Origin of the sequence: Porphyromonas sp. KLE 1280 (genome assembly GCF_000700805.1) — a bacterium.
In the GTDB taxonomy this organism is placed as follows: domain Bacteria; phylum Bacteroidota; class Bacteroidia; order Bacteroidales; family Porphyromonadaceae; genus Porphyromonas; species Porphyromonas pasteri.
Map to the genome: position 1 here is coordinate 23,159 of NZ_KL362967.1, position 23,005 is coordinate 46,163.

Annotated in this window: 14 protein-coding genes; 8 read left to right on the forward strand and 6 right to left on the reverse strand. The window is 55.9% G+C overall.

The window, feature by feature from the left end:
- The first annotated feature begins 576 nt into the window (after positions 1-576).
- The 7 genes from HMPREF1121_RS08235 (at position 577) to lpdA (ending at position 11,842) form a co-directional block, all read left to right on the forward strand.
- Positions 577-1,770, forward strand: coding sequence for a saccharopine dehydrogenase family protein (locus HMPREF1121_RS08235; protein WP_044115783.1), 1,194 nt, complete (start codon positions 577-579; stop codon positions 1,768-1,770).
- A 143-nt stretch (positions 1,771-1,913) separates the two neighbouring features.
- Complete coding sequence (locus HMPREF1121_RS08240) at positions 1,914-2,429, forward strand: isochorismatase family protein (RefSeq protein ID WP_044115784.1); 516 nt, start codon at positions 1,914-1,916, stop codon at positions 2,427-2,429.
- Between the two features lie 39 nt (positions 2,430-2,468).
- Complete coding sequence (locus HMPREF1121_RS08245) at positions 2,469-4,574, forward strand: M3 family metallopeptidase (RefSeq protein WP_084152046.1); 2,106 nt, start codon at positions 2,469-2,471, stop codon at positions 4,572-4,574.
- Between the two features lie 165 nt (positions 4,575-4,739).
- Positions 4,740-6,575 carry a DNA polymerase III subunit gamma/tau gene (locus tag HMPREF1121_RS08250; RefSeq protein WP_044115785.1) on the forward strand — a complete coding sequence of 612 codons (1,836 nt, stop codon included), beginning with the start codon at positions 4,740-4,742 and terminating at the stop codon, positions 6,573-6,575.
- Positions 6,576-6,611: 36 nt separating this feature from the next.
- The gene (locus HMPREF1121_RS08255) at positions 6,612-8,660 is read left to right on the forward strand and encodes a dipeptidyl-peptidase Dpp5 (RefSeq protein ID WP_052353661.1); all 2,049 of its coding nucleotides are present in this window, start codon (positions 6,612-6,614) and stop codon (positions 8,658-8,660) included.
- A gap of 134 nt (positions 8,661-8,794) precedes the next feature.
- Positions 8,795-10,459, forward strand: coding sequence for a formate--tetrahydrofolate ligase (locus tag HMPREF1121_RS08260; protein ID WP_044115786.1), 1,665 nt, complete (start codon positions 8,795-8,797; stop codon positions 10,457-10,459).
- A 36-nt stretch (positions 10,460-10,495) separates the two neighbouring features.
- Complete coding sequence (gene lpdA, locus HMPREF1121_RS08265) at positions 10,496-11,842, forward strand: dihydrolipoyl dehydrogenase (protein WP_044115787.1); 1,347 nt, start codon at positions 10,496-10,498, stop codon at positions 11,840-11,842.
- Positions 11,843-11,939: 97 nt separating this feature from the next.
- On the opposite strand, the gene HMPREF1121_RS08270 is transcribed toward lpdA, so the two are convergent.
- From HMPREF1121_RS08270 to HMPREF1121_RS08290, 5 genes are all read right to left on the reverse strand, one after another.
- Positions 11,940-13,601: an alpha-amylase family protein gene (locus tag HMPREF1121_RS08270; protein WP_044115788.1), complete on the reverse strand. Its 1,662-nt coding sequence runs from the start codon at positions 13,599-13,601 to the stop codon at positions 11,940-11,942.
- Positions 13,602-13,622: 21 nt separating this feature from the next.
- Positions 13,623-14,423: a patatin-like phospholipase family protein gene (locus tag HMPREF1121_RS08275; protein ID WP_044115789.1), complete on the reverse strand. Its 801-nt coding sequence runs from the start codon at positions 14,421-14,423 to the stop codon at positions 13,623-13,625.
- Positions 14,424-14,487: 64 nt separating this feature from the next.
- A complete protein-coding gene (locus HMPREF1121_RS08280; protein ID WP_044115790.1) occupies positions 14,488-16,146 on the reverse strand; it encodes an LlaJI family restriction endonuclease in 1,659 nt (552 codons plus the stop codon).
- Between the two features lie 19 nt (positions 16,147-16,165).
- Complete coding sequence (locus tag HMPREF1121_RS08705; protein WP_052353662.1) at positions 16,166-17,755, reverse strand: McrB family protein; 1,590 nt, start codon at positions 17,753-17,755, stop codon at positions 16,166-16,168.
- Entirely contained in the window at positions 17,739-19,184 is a 1,446-nt protein-coding gene (locus HMPREF1121_RS08290) for a DNA cytosine methyltransferase (protein ID WP_232223773.1), read from the reverse strand. The genes HMPREF1121_RS08705 and HMPREF1121_RS08290 overlap by 17 nt, the downstream gene beginning before the upstream one ends.
- A 722-nt stretch (positions 19,185-19,906) precedes the next feature.
- Between HMPREF1121_RS08290 and HMPREF1121_RS08295 the strand changes: the two genes are divergently transcribed.
- The gene (locus tag HMPREF1121_RS08295) at positions 19,907-21,553 is read left to right on the forward strand and encodes a diphosphate--fructose-6-phosphate 1-phosphotransferase (protein WP_044115791.1); all 1,647 of its coding nucleotides are present in this window, start codon (positions 19,907-19,909) and stop codon (positions 21,551-21,553) included.
- Positions 21,554-21,828: 275 nt separating this feature from the next.
- Here the strand turns inward: HMPREF1121_RS08295 and dnaJ are convergent, their stop codons facing one another.
- A complete protein-coding gene (dnaJ, locus tag HMPREF1121_RS08300; RefSeq protein WP_009433399.1) occupies positions 21,829-22,992 on the reverse strand; it encodes a molecular chaperone DnaJ in 1,164 nt (387 codons plus the stop codon).
- Positions 22,993-23,005: the final 13 nt, after the last annotated feature.

Here is a 23,005-nt window from a genome sequence, read left to right on the forward strand (position 1 = left end):
TATTGATCGCCTAAGCACTATGGGTGCGTGGGTAGAGCTATATAGGATGGCGCAGAAAGCTATATAGCTTTGGACTGATTCCTATATAGCTTCGTGAAGTGACCTATATTGGGTTGTTGGTCCGCGTAGGGATAAAAGTTGTGGACGAGTGGCAGATAAGTTTGGACTACGTACGTGGCTCTAATATCTACGTACGTGGATATTTGGATTGACGTGCCTGGTCTTTAAGACTACGTACATAGACAGAAGAATACCACTACGGGAAGGCGCTTTTTTCTTCACGAGAACGATGCTTTTCTCTCCGCTGGATAAGAGGAATACTCGCGATTAGGCGAAGGGCGTGCGTATCACCTCGGAGGGGCATATCGGGGGACTGGGCGTGCGATGCCTTAGCACTCTAAATAGGGGGTAGGACTCTGCCGCAACAGCCTCAAGAGGGCGGATGCAAGGCGCTCTGAAGAGGGGAGCGAAGGCCTTCCCTCTACTTTTTGTACCTTTGTGTAGATCTGTACCTTAAGTGGTATAGACGGAAATCGTATTATTTATCCTTTAGCCTAAGAAGACTAAGAATAGCGTATGGGAAGAGTCCTCATTATCGGTGCCGGCGGTGTCGGTACGGTAGTGGCCAAGAAGGTGGCACAGAATAGCGACGTATTCACTGAGATTATGCTCGCCAGTCGCACGAAGAGTAAGTGCGATAAGATTGCCTCCGAGATTACCAATGTCAAGATCCAGACGGCAGCCGTCGACGCTGATAACGTCCCCGAGCTCGTCGCTCTGATGAAGTCCTTCAAGCCAGAGCTGGTCATCAATGTCGCTCTGCCCTATCAGGACCTCCATATCATGGATGCTTGCCTCGAGGCAGGCGTCAACTACCTCGACACGGCGAACTATGAGCCGCTCGACGAGGCTAAGTTCGAGTACAGCTGGCAGTGGGCCTACAAGAAGCGCTTCGAAGAAGCTGGGCTGACGGCTATCCTGGGCTGTGGCTTCGACCCAGGGGTGACCGGGGTCTTCACCGCCTATGCAGCCAAGCACCACTTCGATGAGATCCACTACCTTGATATCGTAGACTGTAACGGCGGCGACCACCACAAGGCCTTCGCCACGAACTTTAATCCCGAGATCAACATCCGCGAGATCACCCAGAAGGGTAAGTACTACGAGGATGGACAGTGGCGCGAGACCGAGCCGCAGGAGATCCACAAGCCCCTGACCTATCCCAATATCGGGGTGCGTGAGTCTTACCTCCTCTACCACGAGGAGCTTGAGTCGCTCGTGAAGAACTATCCTACGATCCGCCGTGCACGCTTCTGGATGACCTTCGGGCAGGAGTATCTGACCCACCTGCGTGTCATGCAGAATATCGGTATCACACGTATCGACCCCGTCCTCTACAACGGCGTGGAGATCGTCCCCATCCAGTTCCTCAAGGCGATCCTGCCTAACCCCGGTGAGCTCGGTGAGAACTACACGGGTGAGACGTCCATCGGCTGCCGTATCCGCGGTATCAAGGACGGTCAGGAGAAGACCTACTACGTGTGGAACAACTGTAGCCATCAGGCTGCCTATCAGGAGACCGGTGCTCAGGGCGTGAGCTACACCACGGGTGTACCCGCCACGATCGGTGCGATGATGTTCTTCAAGGGCCTCTGGCGTCGCCCAGGCGTGTACAACGTCGAGGAGTTCGATCCAGATCCCTTCATGGAGCAGCTCATGAAGCAGGGCCTGCCTTGGCATGAGCAGTTCGACCTCGATCTCGAGCTCTGATAAGACTCGAGATGCGGCGTAGCGGAGCCGCCTGAGTGCCCTCTCTTAGAGGCCCAGCCTTGGGGCACTCAGGCGCCTTCCCTGCGCGCCACCCCTTATCCCCTCACTCTTTACCCCCAAAAACCACACCACTACCTCTAATCATGAACATCCTGCTGATCGTAGATCCCCAGAACGACTTCATCACCGGCTCCCTCGCCATCGAAGGCGCGATCCCAGCGATGGATTACCTCACCGCTTACGTCAAGGAGCACTATGCCGAGTACGACGCTATCGTCGTCACTATGGACCAGCATCCTGCCGACCACTGTAGTTTCGATGTCTCTGGTGGCCCATGGCCTATCCACTGCGTCCGCTATACTACGGGGGCTGCTCTCTATCCTCCTCTGGCTGATGCGATCATGGAGCGCAAGCGTCAGGGGCAAAATGTCCTCTTCATCCCCAAGGCAATGACTCGCCACAAGGATTCTTACAGTGCCTTCCACGACGCAGTGCCCGACCTCCTCATGAATGCCCGTCGCATTGATGTCGCAGGCCTCGCAGGGGACTACTGCGTCAAGACTACTATCGAAGATCTCAGACGCCTCCTCTACGCCCCTCAGATCCACACAATCGATGAGGCCATCGCCTGGATTGGCGAGCCCCAGCCTCTGGTGTAGCTCCTCCAGCGACCTCCCCTTCTAATTCCCCACACTCCTATGAAACGACTCATTGCCACTCTGAGCCTCCTCGCTATGCTCACTGCTTGCCAGACCAGCTCGACCAAGGAGAATCCCCTCCTCACCGAGAGCACGCTTGACTACCAAGCTCCCGACTTCAGTAAGATCCGCCCTGAGCACTTCGTCCCCGCTATCGAGGAAGGGATCCGTATCCAGCTCGCCGAGATCGACAGCATCACGAGCAATACGGCTGCTCCGACCTTTGAGAACACCGTGCTTGCGTATGAGAAGTCCGGTCGCCTCTTGGCACGCGCTACCTCTATCCTCTCTGCCCTCGTAGGTGCTGACGGCACCGAGGAGCTGCAGAAGATCGACGAAGAGACGACGCCCATGCTCTCCGCCCACCACGATGCGCTGCTCCTGAATGAGAAGCTCTTCGCTCGTATCAAGGCCGTCTACGACCAGCGCTCCAGCCTCCAGGGTGAAGACCTACGCCTCACGGAGGTCCTCTATGATCAGTTCGTCCATGAGGGCGCACTCCTCTCAGCTGCCGACAAGGAAGCTCTGAAGAAGATCAATAGCGAGATCGCTGTGCTGCAGACGAAGTTCACGAATCAGGTGAACGCTGGCACGAAGGAAGCTGCTGTCCTCGTCGACAAGGTCGAGGAGCTCGATGGCCTCTCCGAAGAAGCGATCACCCGTGCTGCCGAGGCGGCTACCGCTGCAGGCCACAAAGGTAAGTACCTGCTGGAGCAGACGAATACGTCACGCCCAGGCTACCTTGCCGACCTGAACAACCGTGATGTCCGTCGTCGCGTCCTTGAGGCTTCGCTCTCGCGCTGCTCGGGTGGTGATAGCACGAATACGCACCCCACGATCACCCGCATCGCTGCCCTGCGCGCCGAGAAGGCAAAGCTCCTCGGACTGCCCAACTTCGCCTCTTGGGCACTGAGCGACCAGATGGCTGGTCGTCCTGAGGCCGTAGAGCGCCTCATCAGCCAGCTGGCTCCCGCCTGCCGCGCTAAGGTCGCTGACGATGTCGCCGAACTCGAAGCCTTCGCTCAGCAGACTGAGGGTAAGGACTTCAAGCTCGCTGCTTGGGACCTCGACTACTATGCCGAGCGCCTGAAGAAGGCCAAGTACGACCTCAACGAAGCCGACCTCAAGCCCTATCTCGTGCTGGATAGCGTGCTGAAGAATGGGGTCTTCTTCGCTGCCAACCAGCTCTACGGTCTGACCTTCAAGCCCCGCCCTGATATCCCTGTCTATGCTGATGGCGTACAGGTCTACGAGGTCTTCGACCAGGATAATACCCCCATGGCCCTCTTCTATACGGACTACTTCCGTCGCCCAACGAAGACGGGTGGGGCATGGATGTCGAACTTCGTCCAGCAGAGTACGCTCTTCGGTACGAAGCCTGTCATCTACAACGTCTGCAACTTCGAGGCCCCTGCTAAGGGCGCTCCCGCCTTCCTCACCTCGTCGGATGTAGAGACGCTCTTCCATGAGTTCGGCCACGCTCTGCACGGCCTCTTCGCTTCGCAGAAGTACGAGACGCTCTCGGGTACGAATACGCCCCGTGACTTCGTGGAAATGCCCTCGCAGTTCAACGAGCACTGGATGACGGACTCTGTCGTCCTGCGCCACTACGCCCGCCACTACAAGACGGGTGAGCCCATGCCTCAGGCGCTCATCGACAAGATGAAGGCTGCTGCTACCTACGGACAGTCCTACGCGCTGGCTGAGAACCTCGCTGCCGTGACGATCGATATGGCTTGGGGTATGCTCCCTGCTGGTCAGACGGTGAGCGATGTAGATGCCTTTGAGCGTGAAGTGCTCGCTCGTGCTGGTCTTGACTTCGCTCTCGTACCTCCCCGCTACCGCTCGGCTTACTACCTGCACGTCTTCGCTGGTGGCTATGCTTCGGGCTACTACTCTTACCTCTGGACGGAGGTCCTCGACCACAATATCTACGAGTGGTTCGCCGCACACGGCGGGCTGACGCGTGAGAATGGTCAGCGCTTCCGTGAGATGGTCCTCTCACGCGGGAATACCGCCCCTGTCGGCACGTTCTTCACGAACTTCACCGGCCTCACGGAGCCCGATATGTCGAGCCTTCTGCGCTTCCGTGGCCTCACGAAGTAAGCTAAGGGTGCTTCGCCACCTCCCCACATAATAGGCGCCCCCCATCCCTCGGACTGAGATCCGTCGGGTGGGGGGCGCTACTTTATTATAGATAGCACTCTATAGGCTGGAGCGGAATACGTATCTTTGTCCTACCAGTAATAGATCCAGCACAGACCTCGAAGAATGACAGAGCACTACGTCGTCTCCGCACGCAAATACCGCCCCGATACCTTCCGTAGTATCGTCGGGCAGGAGGCTATGGCCTCCACACTACGCACCGCTGTTCGCTCGGGCAAACTTTCCCATGCGTATCTCTTCTGTGGCCCCCGTGGGGTAGGGAAGACGACGGCGGCACGCGTCTTAGCGCGGACGATCAACTGCGAGAATCTCTCCGCTGAAGGTGAGGCTTGCGGGCAGTGCGAGAGCTGTAAGGCCTTTGAGGAGCAGCGCTCCTTCAACATCTTCGAGCTGGACGCTGCCTCGAACAACTCCGTAGAGGACATCCGCCAGCTCACCGAGCAGGTGCAGATGCCTCCCGCGCTTGGTCGCTACAAGGTCTATATCATCGACGAGGTGCATATGCTCTCGGCGGCGGCTTTCAATGCCTTCCTCAAGACCCTCGAAGAGCCCCCCTCGTACGCTATCTTCATCTTAGCGACGACGGAGAAGCACAAGATCCTCCCCACCATCCTCTCGCGCTGTCAGATCTATGACTTCAAGCGAATCACCGTGCAGGATATCACCCGCCATCTGCGCTATGTCGCCGATAGCGAGGGTATCGATGCCGAGGAGACGGCGCTCGGGCTCATCGCTGAGAAGGCCGATGGGGGGATGCGCGATGCGCTCTCGATGTTTGACCGTATCGCCAGCTTCGCCGGCGGGCATATCACCTACCAGCATGCGCTGGAGAGTTTGAATGTCCTCGACTATACCTACTTTATCCGCATCTTCGAGCTCTTTCTGAGCGGGGACCATCGTAGTGTCCTGCTCCTCCTCGATGAGCTGATGGGTAAGGGCTTTGAGGGGCAGACGATCCTCACGGGGCTATCGGCCTTCGTGCGTGACCTCCTTGTAGCCCAGCATCCCGAGACGCTCCAGCTCTTGGAGAAGCCCGATGCTGTAGCCGCCTCCTATGCGACTATTGCCCAGCAGTGCACACCTGCCAGCCTCTTCGCTGCGCTCAAGACTTTGGTGCAGGCCGATCAGCAGTATCGCGGGGCAACGAATAAGCGCCTCTTAGTCGAGCTGAGCTTCCTCAGTATGGTCCCTCTCTTCAAGCGGGACTCCGACCTCAATCTCCCTGCTGCGCCAGCACCCGCTGCACCTCAGACGGCTACACCACAGGCAGCTCCTCAGACGCCCCCTGCGACTACACCCCCAGCTTCTCCTGCGCCCAAAGCGCAGACAGCTCCCGTAGCTCCTCCTGTATCGCAGGCCGCACCTAAGCCAGCCCCTTCGGCGGTGACACCTCCTCCGGCACCAGCTGAACCGACACCCGCGCCTGCACCAGCACCATCTGCTACACCACCACCTCCAGCTCCCCCCTCCTCCGCTCCTAAGCGTCTCTTCGGAGCACGCCGTCGTGCAGACGCTCCCAGCGAAGCCACTTCTACGGCTCCAGCTGAGGCCCCTGCCCCCGTCGAGGATAAGGACTTCACGGAGGATGACCTCCAGCGAGCTTGGGTACGCTTTGTCGAGCAAGAGCTGACGCCCTCACAGATCCTCTACCGCAATATCTTGCGCCCCGAGCTACCGAAGCTCTTAGACGGTGTGCAGGCAGAGATCTCCCTCCCACCAGGTGAGGCTATCCATACCACGGTGATGGAGGTCTATCCCCAGCTCGTGGAGTTCCTCCGAACGACGCTGCAGAATCGTAAGTTCAACCTCGTCCTGCGCGAGAAGACTGTAGAGGAGCAGGCGAAGATCGTCCTCACCCAAGAGGATCGCTTCAACCAGCTCGCGGAGATCAACCCCGAGGTGCGCAAGCTCAAGGAAGCCCTTGGCCTGCGCTTCTCCTAATCCCCGACCACATACATATACAATACGCATATCGCTATGAAGATCAAGAAGCACATCACCGCTCTTGCTACTGCAGCAGCCCTCTCAGCTACCCTGCCTGCTGTGGCTCAGCAGTCGCAGCACATGGCTCCCGAGACGATGCTTTCGCTCGCTCGTGTCGGTGCCTCCGCCCTCTCTCCCGACGGCAAGACGGTCGTCTACAGCGTGGGCTTCCCCAGCATCAAGGACAATAAGATCCGCACCGAGCTCTTCACCATCTCCTCCGATGGCAGTGCACGCCGCCAGATCACCCAGGGTATCGCTGGCGTGCATGGTGCTCGCTGGATCCAGCAGGGCCGTCGCATCAGCTACATCTCCTCGGAGAGTGGCGCTCCTCAGGTCTGGACGATGGCTCCCGATGGTACGGACCGCCGTCAGGTGACCAATATCGAGGGCGGGCTCTCGGACTACCTCTTCTCACCCGATGAGAAGCAGCTGGCCTATATCAAGGAGATCCCCTTCGGGAAGAGCACTAAGGAGATTTACCCCGACCTGCCTAAGGCTACGGGTCGTATCGTCACCGATCTGATGTACAAGCATTGGGACGAATGGGTAGAGACGATCCCTCATATCTTCATCGCCCCCGTCGGAGGCGAAGCGATCACGGGCGGTAAGGACATCCTCGAAGGTGAGCCTTACGAAGCTCCTACGAAGCCCTTCGGCGGAGCTGAAGAGCTCTCCTGGAGCCCCGACGGTAAGACCTTAGCCTACTCCTCCCGTAAGAAGACGGGTATGGAGTACTCCCTCTCCACCAACACCGATATCTATCTCTACGACCTTGCCTCTGGTCAGACGCGCAATATCACCGAGGGGATGGGTGGCTATGACACGCACCCTCGCTTCTCGCCCGATGGCAAGCGCATCAGCTGGATCAGCATGGAGCGTGACGGCTATGAAGCCGACCTCAAGCGTCTCTTCGTCCAGGATCTGAAGACAGGGCAGAAGACCTTCCTCACCGACGGCTTCGAGTACGATGTCGATGAGCTTCAGTGGGCAGCTAATAGCCAGAGCCTCTTCTTCCTCTCGACGAAGCATGCCGAAGCCCAGCTCTGGGAGATTGCGCTCAAGGGTCGTAAGATCCGCCAGATCACCACGGGTATGCACGACTACACCTCGCTGGATGTACAGGGTGGTAAGATCCTCGCTGGCCGTCAGAGCTACATCGAGCCCACGGACCTCTACCTCGTAGACGTTAAGACGGGCGCAGCGAAGCAGCTCACAGCAGAGAATAAGTCTACTCTTGACGGCCTCGCTCCTATCTCGGTAGAGAAGCGCTGGGTCAAGACGACCGATGGGGGCAATATGCTTGTCTGGGTCGTCCTCCCACCGAACTTCGACAAGACGAAGAAGTACCCTGCGCTGCTCTTCTGCCAGGGCGGTCCACAGAGCCCCGTCAGTCAGTTCTTCTCCTACCGCTGGAATATGCGTCTCATGGCTGAGCAAGGCTATATCGTCATCGCTCCAAATCGCCACGGCGTCCCCAGCTTCGGTAAGGCATGGAACGAGCAGATCAGCGGCGACTACTCGGGGCAGAATATCCAAGACTACCTCACCGCAGTCGATGAGCTGAAGAAGGAGCCTTGGGTCGATAGCGAGCGTCTCGGTTGCGTCGGTGCCAGCTACGGTGGCTACTCCGTCTTCTATCTGGCAGGCGTGCACCAGAAGCGCTTCAAGGCCTTCATCGCCCACGCTGGTATCTTCAACCTCGAGATGCAGTACATGACGACCGAGGAGATGTGGTTCGCCAACTGGGATATGGGCGGTGCTCCCTGGGAGAAGGACAATGCAGTCGCTCAGCGCACCTTCGCCAACTCCCCCCACAAGCTCGTAGGCAACTGGGATACGCCGATACTGGTCATCCACGGCGAGCGCGACTACCGCATCCTCGCAGGCCAAGGTATGGCGGCCTTCAACGCGGCTAAGCTCCGTGGCATCCCCGCCGAGCTCCTCATCTACCCCGATGAGAATCACTGGATCCTCCGCCCGCAGAACGCCCTGCTCTGGCAGCGTACCTTCTTCGGCTGGCTTGATAAGTACCTCAAGTAACCTCTATATGTCCGTGCGAAAGAACTGTTAGTCTCCTCTACAGTCCTTTCGCACGGCTTGCTTTCACCCCATCTCCCTCCCGAATAGGAAGCTCTTTTATCCACATCATTGACCCACTAACTCTCTTTCTGGTAATGAAGACCGACATCGAAATCGCCCGCTCGATAGCCCTCGAGCCGATCGAAAAGATAGCTGCCAAGGTGGCTATCCCCACCGACCACCTGGAGCACTACGGCAAGTACCTCGCCAAGGTAGACCTCTCCGAGCTCCAAGCTGGTCATAAGCCTGGCAAGCTCATCCTCGTCACGGCCATCACTGCTACGAAGGCTGGTATCGGCAAGACGACGGTCTCTATCGGCCTCGCTCTCGGTATAAACCGCCTTGGGTATAAGGCAGTCGTCGCACTGCGTGAGCCCTCTCTCGGCCCTTGCTTCGGTATGAAGGGCGGTGCTGCTGGTGGTGGCTACGCTCAGGTGCTTCCTATGGAGAAGATCAACCTACACTTCACTGGTGACTTCCACGCCATCACCTCGGCGCACAATATGATCACCGCACTCTTGGACAACTACATCTACCAGAACCGCAATACGGACAAGGGCCTCAGCGAAGTCCTCTGGAAGCGTGTCCTCGACGTCAACGACCGTGCTCTGCGCTCCATCGTCACGGGCCTCGGTGGTCAGGTCAATGGTATCCCAGCCGAATCAGGCTTCGACATCACGCCTGCCTCGGAGATCATGGCGATCCTCTGCCTGTCGACTTCACTCGAAGACCTGCGTCGCCGTATCGAGAATATCCTCCTCGGCTACACGAAGCAGGGTGAGCCCTTTACCGTACGTGACCTCGGTGTAGCGGGCGCGATCACCGTCCTCCTCCTCGACGCTATCAAGCCCAATCTGGCGCAGACGACCGAGCATACCCCTGCCTTCATCCACGGCGGCCCCTTTGCTAACATCGCTCACGGCTGCAATTCGATCCTCGCCACCTGCATGGCGCTGGCGCACTCCGACTACACGATCACGGAGGCTGGCTTCGGTGCGGATCTCGGTGCAGAGAAGTTCTACAACATCAAGTGCCGCACGGCAGGTCTCCAGCCTGCACTCACCGTTCTTGTGGCTACCCTTGGCGGGCTGAAGATGCACGGTGGTGTCGATGAGAAGGATCTCAAGACGCAGAATATCGAGGGCGTCCGCCACGGGCTGGCTAACCTTGACCGCCATATTGAGAATCTCAAGAGCTTCGGGCAGACGGTCGTCGTTGCCTTCAACCGCTTCGCTACCGATACGGAGGAGGAGATCGCACTGGTGCGTGAGCATTGCCACGCCGCTGGTGTGGGCTTCGCTGTCAATACCGCCTTCGGCGAAGGTGGTGCTGGTGCGGAAGAGCTCGCTCGCCTCGTCGTCGAGACCATCGAGCAGAAGCCCTCGCAGCCCCTGCAGTTCACCTATCCTCTTACCGCCTCTATCGAGGAGAAGGCTACGGCTATCGCTCAGCGCATCTACGGTGCACGCTCCATCCACTTCTCGGCGAAGGCACAGCGCCAGCTCGAGCGTATCGAGCGCCACGGCTGGTCGAAGTTCCCCGTCTGTATCGCCAAGACGCAGTACTCCTTCAGCGACGATCCTACGGCCTATGGTAGCGTGCGTGACTTCGACCTCGAGGTGCGCGACGTCGTCATCAATACGGGTGCTGAGATGATCGTCCTCGTCCTCGGCGCTCTGGTGCGTATGCCCGGTCTGCCCCGCGTCCCCCAAGCAGAAAAGATAGACTTCATCGATGGACACATCGAGGGTCTTAGCTAATAATACCTATATAACTCACTCACTACACTCAAATTCATGAACTACGATGTAGCTATCATCGGTGCTGGCCCCGGCGGTACCGACGCTGCAGAGCATGCAGCAGCCCACGGCCTCCGCGTCGTCATCTTCGAGAAGAATAAGCTCGGTGGTGTCTGTCTCAACGAAGGTTGCGTACCTACGAAGGCACTCCTGCACTCTGCCCATCTCCTCTCCGAAGCCCTCGATGGCAAGAAATATGGTCTTACGATCCCCGAAGCAGCCTTTGACCTTGGTAAGGTGATGGCGCGCAAGACGAAGATCCTCAAGAAGCTCGGTGCGGGTATCCGTATCGGTCTGCAGGGCCATGAGGTGGAGATCGTCACCGAAGAGGCTCGTCTCACGGGTCGCGGTGATGAGGGCTTCACCATCGCTGCAGGTGAGGCGACCTATACGGCACGCCACGTCATCATCGCTACGGGCTCACGTGCCTTCATCCCTCCCATCGATGGGCTGAGCGACGTGCCCTTCTGGACAGCTAAGGAGGCACTTGAGGTCGAGGAGCTCCCACAGAGCCTCGTCGTCCTCGGTGGCGGGGTCATCGGTATGGAGTTCGTGTCCTTCTTCTCTACGCTCGGCGTGGAGGTCACGGTCGTCGAGATGCTGCCTAAGATCCTTGGGCCTATGGACGAAGAGCTCTCTGGGGAGCTGCAGAAGGCCTTTGAGAAGCGCAAGGTGAAGTTCCACCTCTCCACGAAGGTCACTGCCGTGCGTGAGGGCAAGGTCATCGCTGAGCATGAGGGCGAGACGCTGGAGATCCCCTTCGACAAGCTGCTGGTCAGCGTCGGTCGTCGTGCTGTGACCGATGGTCTGGGACTGGAGACGGTCGGTGTCGAGCTTCAGCGTGGGGCTGTCGTCGTCGATGAGCACCTCCAGACCTCGGTGCCTGGTATCTATGCCGTCGGTGATGTCAACGGTACGTCTATGCTCGCTCACACGGCTGCTCGCGAAGGGCAGGTCGCTGTACACCACATCACCGGCACGGAGGATGTGATGAGCTACCGCGCTATCCCTGGTATCGTCTATACCGATCCCGAGATCGCTGCTGTCGGTCAGACGGAGCAGGAGCTGCGTGCTGCTGGCATCGACTATGAGGTGCATCGTGTGCCGATGACGCTATCTGGTCGCTTCATCATCGAGAACGAGCAGGGCAATGGCTTCTGCAAGCTCCTCACGGACAAGGAGGGTGTCATCCTCGGTGCGCACCTCTTCGGTAATGGCTCTTCGGAGATCCTGGTGCCTGCGATCATGGCTGTCGAGCAGCGCATGAAGCTCTCTGAGCTGTCTCGCATCGTCTTCCCGCACCCCACGGTCTGCGAGATCGTCCGCTCAGCTACCCTGCACTAAGGGAAGCTACTCCCCATAATAAGCCCGCCGGCTACCCTCCACGAAGGAGGGTAGCCGGCGGGCCTTTTTATACTGATATGTGCGGGGGGGCTTTGCTTTACACCGCTGTGAGGCGGAGGATCTGCAGGCCCTGGGGAGCGAGGCTCAGGCGAAGGGGAGCCAGCGTGGTGAGGCAGAGGAAGTCCACCGCGTCCGTGAGCTGGTCTGCGGCACGGAAGGCCGTGCCCTCGGTGATGCCCGTAGCGGCGAAGAACTCAGCGGGTAGGGGGAGGGCAATGTCTGCCTGCTCGCTGGAGAAGTTCGCCAGCACGAGGTAGAGCCCTTCCTCCGAAGCGCGGGCGAAGGCGAGGACACGCTCTCTGCCAGCTCCCTCGGCACGCAGGCCGTAGTAGCTCCCTCGGCTGATGATGGGGTCGGTGTAGCAGGAGGCGAGGCGCTGGTAGTCGCTGAGTAGGCGGGCCTCTTCGTCCGTCAGCTGGGCGGGGGTGTAATTACCTGCTTGCAGGCGCTGGAGCTTGTCGAGGCCCCAGTAGTCGAAGATCGTCGTGCGCCCATCACGCCCGCTGAAGCCCTCGCTGTCCATGCCCTGCTCTCCCAGCTCCTGACCGAAGTAGAGGAGTAGGGGATTGCCACCACTTAGGGCTGCGACAGCCGTAGCGAGGAAGCCCTGACGGGGCGAGGCGAAGACGAAGTCCGAGGCGAGGCGCTGCTCGTCGTGGTTCTCTGTGAAGTAGCACATCGCTGGTTGCTCGCCACCGACGGCATCACGCACACCAGTGAAGTCCGCTGCGTCACGTGTGCCCTTGCCGAGAGCGATGAGGAAGTCATAGACGCCGACCTTGTCATACAGATAGTCGAAGCCTGCATGCAGGTACTCGCCGTAGCGGTGGGGCTGGTAGATCTCTGCGAGGAAGAGCGTCTCGGGGTACTGCTCACGCACCGAGGGGATCGCCCAGGCCCAGAAGGCGGGTGGGACAAGCTCAGTCATATCGCAGCGGAAGCCATCGACACCACGTGCAGCCCAGTAGCAGAGGATGTCACGCATCTTCACCCACGTATCGGGTATGGGGTCGGCATGCAGGCCACTTCCCCCGCAGTAGTCCACCCCGTAGTTGAGCTTCACCGTCTCGTACCAGTCCGTGATGCTGGGGTAGGGGCTGAAGCAGTCGTTGCCCGTAGCACGTGCTGGACACTCGGTGTATGGGGATGACTCTGTGGATAAGGGTAGGATAAGTGAGGTGTCGGGGAGGTAGTAGAAGTTGTTGCGCGGGGAGAATGCCAGCTGTACATCGTCCGTAGCGCCGAGGTCTGCGACGCCCTCAGGGCACGCATCGGAGTGATAGGTGCGGGCGACGTGGTTGGGGATAAAGTCCATCAAGACCTGTAGCCCAGCCTGATGGGTACGCTTGATGAGGGCATCCAGCTCTGCCTGTCGCGTGTAGGGATCTTCGGCGAGGTCGGGGTCGACGTCGTAGTAGTCCTTGACGGCATAGGGCGAGCCTGCCTGCCCCTTCACCGTGTCGGGGTGGTCGGGACGGATGCCTTGGGCGCTGTAGTCGGTCTTCGTGGCATGCTCCAGCAGGCCGATATACCAGACGTGGGTAGCCCCGAGACTGCGGATATAGGCGAGGGCTTCGGGAGTGAAGTCACGGAGCTTCCCCGAGCCATTCTCGGAGAGTGTGCCATGGGGCTGGCGGGTCGTATTCTTATTCCCCCAGAGTCGAGTGAGGGCGGAGTAGATGACGATCTTCTGCTGCATAGGTATGGGTAGGTGGTGGGGCTAAGGCTTCTTTGCCTCCTTCTTCTTTTTGACCAGTGGTGCGAGCTCAGCTTTCGCCAGCTCGTAGCCTATCTTCATCAGCTGCTCGGAAGCGCTGACCTCAAACATCCCGAACTTCATTACCTCGCTCGTCTCAAGGAGATAATCACAGGCAGCACAGTCAGGGGTGGTATTCTGGCGGAAGATTAGTTCCCATGCACGGTTAGCGATGTCCTTTATATTCATGGGGATTTCTGCGCTCTGCACGGGGCCGAGGTTCATACCGATGACCTCCTCGCAGTCCTCGCGGATGGCCGTGACGGGGAAGTTGCGGAAGAGCCCGCCGTCGACGTAGGTGTGACCGTCGATTTCTACAGGGCAGAAGAGGATGGGGATGCTTGATGAAGCCAGGATAATCTTAGCCAAGGGACCCTCTGTAAAGACGTGTGGTTCTCCTTGGTTTAGGTCGGTGGCTACGATACGCATGGGGGTCGGTAGATCCTCCAGTTTGCGGTGGCGGAGGTTCTTCTTAAGCAAATGGAGGAATTTCGTCGTGCTGAAGATCCCGCCCCCCTTGGTGGTGAAGCTGGTCATCTGCATGAAGCCCGTCTGCGAGAGGAGCTCGTGGATCTCCTCAGGCGCATAGCCCGATGCATAGAAGGCGCCCATGATGGAGCCGGCACTGGTGCCAGCGATGATCTCGGGGCGTAGGCCTACCTCATCGAGGTACTTCAAGATGCCGAGGTGAGCAAAGCCCTTGATGCTGCCGCCACTGAGGGCGAGCCCGAGCTGGTAGGGGCGGGTGGTGCGGTTGTCTGCCATTGGCTGAGTTATTTATTGTCGCAAAGATACGCCATGCCCCGCATACCTGCCCCGCACCTGTCTCTTAGCTGAGGGGATAGTCCTTGCGTTGATCCTCAGGGATGAGGTCGAGGATGCTCTTATCCATGACCGTATCATCCTGTTTCTTGAGGGCTAAGATCAGTGTCTCATCCTCTGTCTGATAGATCTTGCCAAGGAGTCGCTTGAAGTGCTTCTCTACAAAGTCTTTCTTTTTCTCCGCAGATGCTTCGGGCCATAGTTCATAGAAGTGATACAGCTCCTCAAAGGCCTTGATGACGTCTTCTCTGAATCGCTCCCGCAGGAAGCTATCGGTGCTGGAGCCAAAGCCATGGCTTAGCACATAGGCTGAGAGGACATAGAGGAAGTTGATCTCATAGGTGAGGACAAGGAGCGTGTCGCGGTCGAAGAGACGATTTTCGAAGTGCTTGTTACTGCACTTCTTCTCGTCTTCTTGGTAACGTGTCAGCTTGTGCTCACTGTAGGATAAGTCCTTCTCATCAATAGTCCCTCGGATGAAGAAGTTGGGAGTCGGGTTGTAGCCCTCGGTGAGCTCATCTCGATAGCGTAAGGTCTGCGCCTTCTCGTGGAAGAGGTCAATGTGATATTGGATCACATTCTTGGCGTAGGTGAACTGCTTGTATCTGGAGAGCTGTCCTACAGCGTTGTCCTCCTTGTAATACTTACTATCCCCAATGAAGTAGATATTACCATCTCCTATCAGAGACCTGTCTTGATAGATATGGTCGATGATCTTGCCGTCCTTCTGCTTCTTCAGCCCTGAGGGAGGCGTCTTTTCTCCGATTAGGCTGTCGATCATGTCCTCAAAGACGCTGTTGAAGTTGCGTACTAAGAGGCGCTCATCGTGGGCTTTCCCTTGGGCGGCCGCTTCGGCTCGCTCATAGAAGGCATAGAGTAGATGCCAGAGCTGCACCAGCTCGTCAGTAAAGTACTTCCCTCTTATTTGGCGGAGATGGCGAGTGCCCTTGCCGCTTTCAATGAGGTTCTTTATGCGGTGGGGACACTCGGTCTCATAGTTGAGGTTGCGCTTCGCTACGAAGTGGTAGTTCTGCTTCAGATAATCAAGGGTAGAGTAGAAGAGGCAGATCAGCTCCTCGTCATAGTTGATAGCCTTCTCCTTGGTCTTGCACTTGAGATAGTAGGGCTTGCCGTCTTGTAGGACTGGGGATGTCGTGCGTATCGTCTTCGTCCAATGGATCTTGTGGCGCCCGCTGTGTGCGATCGTAGCGATATAGGTGAAGAGCGACTGATGCTCTTTGCCGAAGCGGATTAGGGCAAGAATGAGATCAAGCAAAGTCGTCTCACCATCTCTCCGCTGCCCAATGACACCAGCCAGCTCGCGGTGGGAGGTAATCTCATTCTCGGGGTGGCGCTCGCAGAAGAGTGCTATGGCCTGATAGATCCAAGCGGATAGTTCGAAGAGAAAGGCATGGTCTGCGTCTGTAAGTTGTTCGTTCTCCTTATCTATATGCAGTAGAAGTTCAGGCTCATATCGCCCGAATACCTTCCCTCCGACGATGAAGACCTTAGGCAAGATGAAGATCGTCTCATCCATCCCTCCGTCATGGAAGTAGCCTACATAGGGGAGCTTGATCTGCCCTCCCGAGAGCTCCGTTGGGTCAATGCCCTTCAGCTCAGGGAGGTCAGTGGGGCTGTAACGATAGTCTTCGATGAGGACTTTCATCTCGGCTATGCTGTATCAATTACTCGTTCTCTTCTCCAGCACTCTCTTCTCCAATAGCTGAAACTCCGAGGTAGGCCATGAAGCCTTGTAGAAGCTTTGTGCTATCGATATCCTCATCGTACAGCTGATTGAAGCTGAACTCCTCTCCATTGCCAGCCCTTTCTCCAGAGCGGAAGAAGTTTCTTTGTGTGCGGTATTCATCTTTACATACCTCGTGCCAGAGGTAGGCCATTACCTTACTCTTGAATACCTCCTCCGTGATGTTACCCTTAATGAAAAAGTTCCCCATCTGCTTATCTTCCGAATGTGTTAAATCTTGGATGCGCAAATTGACAGCCTCAAGGAAGGTTACCCATTTGTAGTTCTTGCCATTGATGGTAATCATAAACTGCCCCGACTTTACCTTGTCGCTGTAGTTAATGGGGATATACTCCCAGTCCCATCTGCGCTTGAAGGCACTATCCATGGGGAATAGAGATTGATCGGAGGTGTTCATCGTAGCGATGATGTGGAGGTTAGAGGGTAGGCATAAGTTACCCTCTTCAATTCCACGCTTGGCATCTCCACTCAGTGCATGCTGCAGGTAATCGGCAAGATCCTTATCCGCACGGATGTAATAGTAGGACGTGCCATCATCTTTACGATCAAGGAGCTGGAAGAGGTCGCCAAAGATCTGTGCACAGTTCCCTCGGTTGATCTCTTCGATCACGAGGTATACCTTCTCATTGGGGTGCGTCCATGCACGCACATAAGCATTTGTGAAGACCTGTGGGGTAAAGGCATATTTGATTTCGCCCTCTTCCATCTCAGGCTTATAGCAGCCGACAAAGCTTGCGTAGTCGTAGTCAGGATGGAAGGTGGTGCGGAATATGTTCTCTTCATCTCCCCCTGCGAGGACTTCGGCTACCTTGTGTGACTTCCCACAGCCTGGTGCTCCAAAGTAGATGGTTTGTAAGGAGCCGGATATGTTTGGGGCTATCGGGGTGCTTAGTGCTATAGGGTCCGAGTCAAATGTAGGATCGCTCGAAAAGCCGAGAAGCCAAAAGGCTGCAAACTCTCCTTCGTCGTTCTTGTAAAGGCTTATCTTATATGCGGATTGTGGTAGTAGGAGCTGCCGAATGACATTGGGAAATAAACCCTCAGGTTGAAAGTTTTTAAAGTATGGTCTCGCTTTACCCGCTGCCATCGATAGCTTAAACTGGGACGAAGTTTTGACAAGGCCATCAACCACCCCTTCTTGGGTCAGGTGAGTAAAAAGAGTATTAATTCTCTCCTGATTAATGCCCCCTGTGTCTAGGTGTCTATAGTCATACTCACAGCAAGGGCCTATGAGGTTGATAATATTACTCCTAGAGAAATAATGTGTGATGGGTATTGCCCCAGTAGATGGTTCTTCATTGAGTCCTTCAACTGCAGTGTAATACTCGGGAAACGCATTTCTTAATGCAGCATCTCCAGCCCCAAGAAACACATGAATAGTTCCGTTTCCGGAACCCTGTTTCCTGAGAGGGATAAGTATTTCATCTTTAACTTGCTCCCAGTCGCGGAAGATGTCAGCATAGTGAGTATAGCCTAGTTTTCCTAGTTTGTCACTATAAATCTGTTCCATACTTGGTGATATCCATTTGTTTAAGTAATGCTATTATAACATCTACGACGATACTATTGCCAGCTTGCTGATATGTAGCAGTGTCAGAGACGACGATGTTGAAGGAATCCTTAAAGCCCATGAGTCTTAAGCATTCTCGTGGAGTTAATTTTCTGATTCTCCCCTTATGTGTGACATAATTATCCACTCCAGCCCTATGCATTTTATGCATGGAGTGTAAAAGAGGACGAGCGATCTCTAAATCAGTTTTAGTTGATGTCTTGAAGTTTTTTGTGCCTCCAGCAAGTACATATCGTGCCACTTTCTCGGAGAGATAATACTTCTCTTCTACGTCCTTTACTTCGAAGATAAATTCATCAAAGGCCTCATCTGTCGGGGTGAGCTCTGAGTCGGGATGAAAAATAAAGTCTCCGTGCCAGTTGAATTGTTGGTTTCGTTTTTGACAGAGTTGAATCTCTCCATTAATTTGTGTGTATCGCTTCTCCTTGTTTCTGTGACTCGTTACAAACTTGATTCCTTTCTCTTTTAAGAAGTATTTAGAATCAATGTAGTCTTCAAGGAAATCGTACATTTTATACTCTAGAGAGATTGGGCTTGGGTATGCAAAGTCAGTCTTCTCTCTAAACCCGATACAGAAGACACGTTCTCTATGTTGTGGTATGCCGTACTCACAGCTATTCAGAATCCTGAACTTTATATCATATCCAAGCTCTTCAAATATATCATGTATTACACGCCATGTTCGGCCTTTGTCATGATTCAGAAGGCCCTTGACGTTTTCAAAGATGAAGATTTTTGGTTGAGTCTCTTTAATAACTCTTGCAAACTCATAGAAGAGCGTGCCTCTCGCATCTTCAAATCCTAAGCGATGTCCAACTGAGGAAAAAGGCTGGCACGGCGCACCTCCTACAAGGATGTCAACTTTGTCAGCATACTTGGTTGCATCAAACTCCCTAATATCAGTGAACCAATCTTCTTCATTTATTGAGTAGTTGGCAAAATAGCTCTGCTTGCATCGAGGGTCTATATCTCCTGCAAATATGATCTGATGTTTTATCCCTAATCTTTGGAATGCATGTTCGACAGCTCCAATTCCACTAAAAACGGAGCCGATTCTCACAGTTCTATCGGGGTGGGATATTGGTTGTTCGTTCCATTTATCCTTCACCGATATTGGGGTCTGTGTTAGTAGAAGCTCCTTTTGTTTATCTTGTTTCTGACGAACAATTGATCTGATCTGAGTGATTTTCTCAGATGTTTCATTGATGTCCTTATCTACAGCAGTCATTTTTGTTCGATGAGGTTCAAGCTGATTAACTGGAGATGATGTAGACTCATTCGTAATATGGTGTGCACATAACGTGTCCGCTGCCACATCATCTATTGTTTCACTCTCTTGTTCCCAAAGGTTTTGCTCTACTACAATCATTCTTTATAGTTGTTTAGCTTATCTCCTGCTATTATGATTCTATGTCTAAATAACCCATGCAAAGATACGATGTTGGGATGGCATAAGCGAAGCCAGGTGCAGTTGGCCTCTGCTAGAAAGGTTGTGCGTCTAGTATAGAGGGGGGGTGTTCAGCCCTTTATTATGAGGATGCAAATCTATCGTTGCTGAGTAGAATAACACATAGCTATATACCGCTGTGTGCGGAGCAGTGGGGGAGGGTGGTGTGAAGCTATATTGGTCGGTGGGTGGACCTATATAGGTCGTCGAGTGAAGCTATATAGGTCGCTGAATGAACCTATATAGGTCCACCCGCGGACCAATATAGGTCGCGAAAGCAACCAGTACTGGTCAGAGCGGCGAGCAGTACTGGTCACTCCTAGTAAGTAGTACTGGTCACGAAAGCAACCAGTACTGGTCAGAACGGCGACCAGTACTGGTCAAATTTCGTTGGCTGTGAAGTCTGTGCTGTGACGACCTTGGGAGATGCTGTGATAGAGGTGCTTGGGAGGGGGGAAGAAGACGAGGAGAGCGAGGTGAAAAATGGAGGTGGGTGGCCTGTAAATCGCCTTCGCAGGCGGGCGCGCGAGCATCTAAAAGGCCTTTATCTATGGGCAAAAAGGAAAAGTGGAGGATATTATGAAGAAATTTTAAGATCTTTGTACCGCAAATCCATAGGTTCTATTATACCCAAACAAGCAATAATGATTAAGAGTGCACTCCAGCAGGCTCGTAGTAAGTACAGCCCCAAGCTCCCTAAGGCACTGGAAGGTGGCGTGAAGACCGTCTTCGGTGCAGCTACGCAGAGCGTCAGCGATCAGGAAGCTATCGCCAAGCTTTTCCCTAACACATACGGTCTCCCCAAGCTCACTTTCGAAGCTTCGAGCGAGGCTACCTCTGGCACGCCCATCAATGGCGGTGTCATCCTCTCTGGCGGTCAGGCTCCTGGTGGGCACAACGTCATCGCAGGCCTCTTCGACGGTCTGAAGAAGATCCATCCCGATAGCCGTCTCTATGGCTTCCTCATGGGTCCTGACGGTCTCGTACAGCACAACTACATCGAGCTGACGGCCGACGTCATCGACGAGTACCGCAACACCGGCGGCTTCGACATCATCGGCTCTGGCCGTACGAAGCTCGAGGAGAAGGCGCAGTTCGACAAGGGTCTCGAGATCCTTAAGAAGCTCGACATCCGTGCGCTGGTCATCATCGGTGGTGACGACTCCAACACCAACGCTGCAGTCCTCGCAGAATACTACAAGAGCATCGGCGCTCCCGTCCAGGTCATTGGCTGCCCCAAGACCATTGACGGTGACCTGAAGAACGAGCAGATCGAGACCTCCTTCGGCTTCGACACCGCTACGAAGGTCTACGCCGAAGTCATCGGTAACATCCAGCGTGACTGTAACTCTGCCCGCAAGTACTGGCACTTCATCAAGCTCATGGGCCGCTCTGCTTCGCACATCGCCCTCGAGTGCGCCCTGCAGGTACAGCCCAACGTCGCTATCATCAGCGAAGAAGTAGAGGCTAAGAACCAGACCCTCGACGACGTAGTCACCTACATCGCTGAGGTCGTAGCCGCTCGCGCTGCTAAGGGTGAGAACTTCGGTACGGTACTGATCCCCGAAGGTCTTATCGAATTCATCCCTGCCTTCAAGGCACTCATCGCTGAGCTCAACGACTACCTCGCACACCACGAGGCAGAGTTCCGCGCTGTCCCCGCTGACGAGCAGCGTGCCTATGTCGCTGAGCACCTCAGCGCTGCTAACTCAGCTCTCTACGCCAGCCTGCCCGCTACGGTAGCTCGCCAGCTGACGCTCGACCGTGACCCCCACGGCAACGTCCAGGTGTCGCTCATCGAGACGGAAAAGCTCCTTGCTGAGATGGTCGCTACCAAGCTCGCTGCTTGGAAGGAAGAGGGCCGCTTCACGGGTAAGTTCTCTCCCCTGACGCACTTCTTCGGCTACGAAGGCCGCTGCGCTATGCCCTCGAACTTCGATGCAGACTACTGCTACGCCCTCGGTCGTACGGCAGCTTGCCTCATCGCCTCTGGCGTCACGGGCTACATGAGCTCTGTACAGAACCTCACGGCTCCCGCTGCTGAGTGGATCGCTGGTGGTATCCCCACGACGATGATGATGAACATGGAGCGTCGTCACGGCGAAATGAAGCCTGTGATCCAGAAGGCTCTCGTAGACCTTCAGGGCAAGCCCTTCGCTTACTTCGTAGCTAACCGCGCTGAGTGGGCTAAGGATACGTGCTTCATCTACCCTGGGCCCATCCAGTTCTACGGTGATCCCGAGCTCTGCGACCAGCCCTCACGTACGCTCTCTCTCGAGCAGGCTAAGTAAGCCCTGAGGCTCGCACCTCTATACAAGGCGTGCCCGCACCTGACCCCATGAGGTCGGTGCGGGCACGCTCGCTTTATAGAGTGCTGTGGAGTAGTCTTTTTGTTGCCGTAGATAATATTCATACCTTTATGTACGTTCTAATTACGATATATCAACCTACAAACTAAGTAGGACACAGACCTCTCCACGAACATACACACAAAACGACAGCGAGGCCGCGATCATCTGATGATCGCGGCCTCGCCTATTTATAGAGTTCCCTTTTGTGGTCGGGACTATCGAAGCATCTGACGGTAGTGCTTATCGATCTCCTTGCGGGCTTCGTCCGTAGGCTCGAAGGCAGGTGCGGACATCGTCTCAAGGACGGAGGCATCGGTCTTCTCGTTGAGCTTCGGGATAAAGACGTTGACGTTCACCAGCAGGTCACCCTTGCCGTAGCCATTGACGGAGGGGAGTCCCTTGCCACGCAGACGGAGGACCTTGCCTGGCTGAGTGCCTGCAGCGATGTTCACGCGTGCCTTCCCGCCGATCGTAGGTACCTCGACGGAGCCACCTTGGGCGGCTGTAGGTACGGAGATGAGGAGGTTGTAGATGAGGTCATTGCCGTTGCGGATGAGGTTGGGATCCTCTTCTTCCTGGATGACGACCTGTAGGTCACCGGGGATACCACCACGGGGAGCGGCGTTCCCCTTGCCTTGGACGGAGAACTGCATGCCTTCGGCCACCCCTGCAGGGATGCGGAAGGATACGACCTCTTCGCCGATCTGCGTGCCCTTCCCCTTACAGAAGCTACAGGGCTTGGTGATGACCTCGCCCGTACCCTCACAGGTGGGGCAGACGGACTGCGTCTGCATCATGCCGAAGATACTGCGCTGAGCGGAGATGACGACGCCCGAGCCGTGACACGTGTCGCACTGCTTCTTGCCGTCCTTCTCCGTGGTACCGTCGCCGTGACAGTGGGAGCAGGCGACTTGCTTCTTCACCTTGAGCTTCTTCTCTACGCCCTTGTCGATCTCCTCGAGGGTGAGGCGGACGCGAGCGCGAAGGTCGGAGCCGCGCAGGACTTGACGGCCACCGCCGCCACCTCCACCGAAGCCTCCGAAGTCAAAGCCACCGAAGCCACCACCTCCGAAGAGGTCGCCGAAGCGGCTGAAGATATCTTCCATCGACATGCCTCCGCCGAAGCCACCGCCACCGCTGGCAGCGCTGCTACCGACGCCGGCATGACCGAACTGGTCGTAGCGCTGGCGCTTCTCTGGATCGCTCAGTACGTCATAGGCCTCAGCAAGCTCCTTGAACTTCTCTTCGGCCTCCTTGTCCCCGGGATTCTTGTCGGGGTGATATTTGATGGCGAGCTTGCGGTAGGCCTTCTTCAGCTCTTCGGCCGAAGCGCCCTTAGCTACGCCAAGGACTTCATAGTAATCTCTCTTTTCTGCCATAGATAGTTTCTCC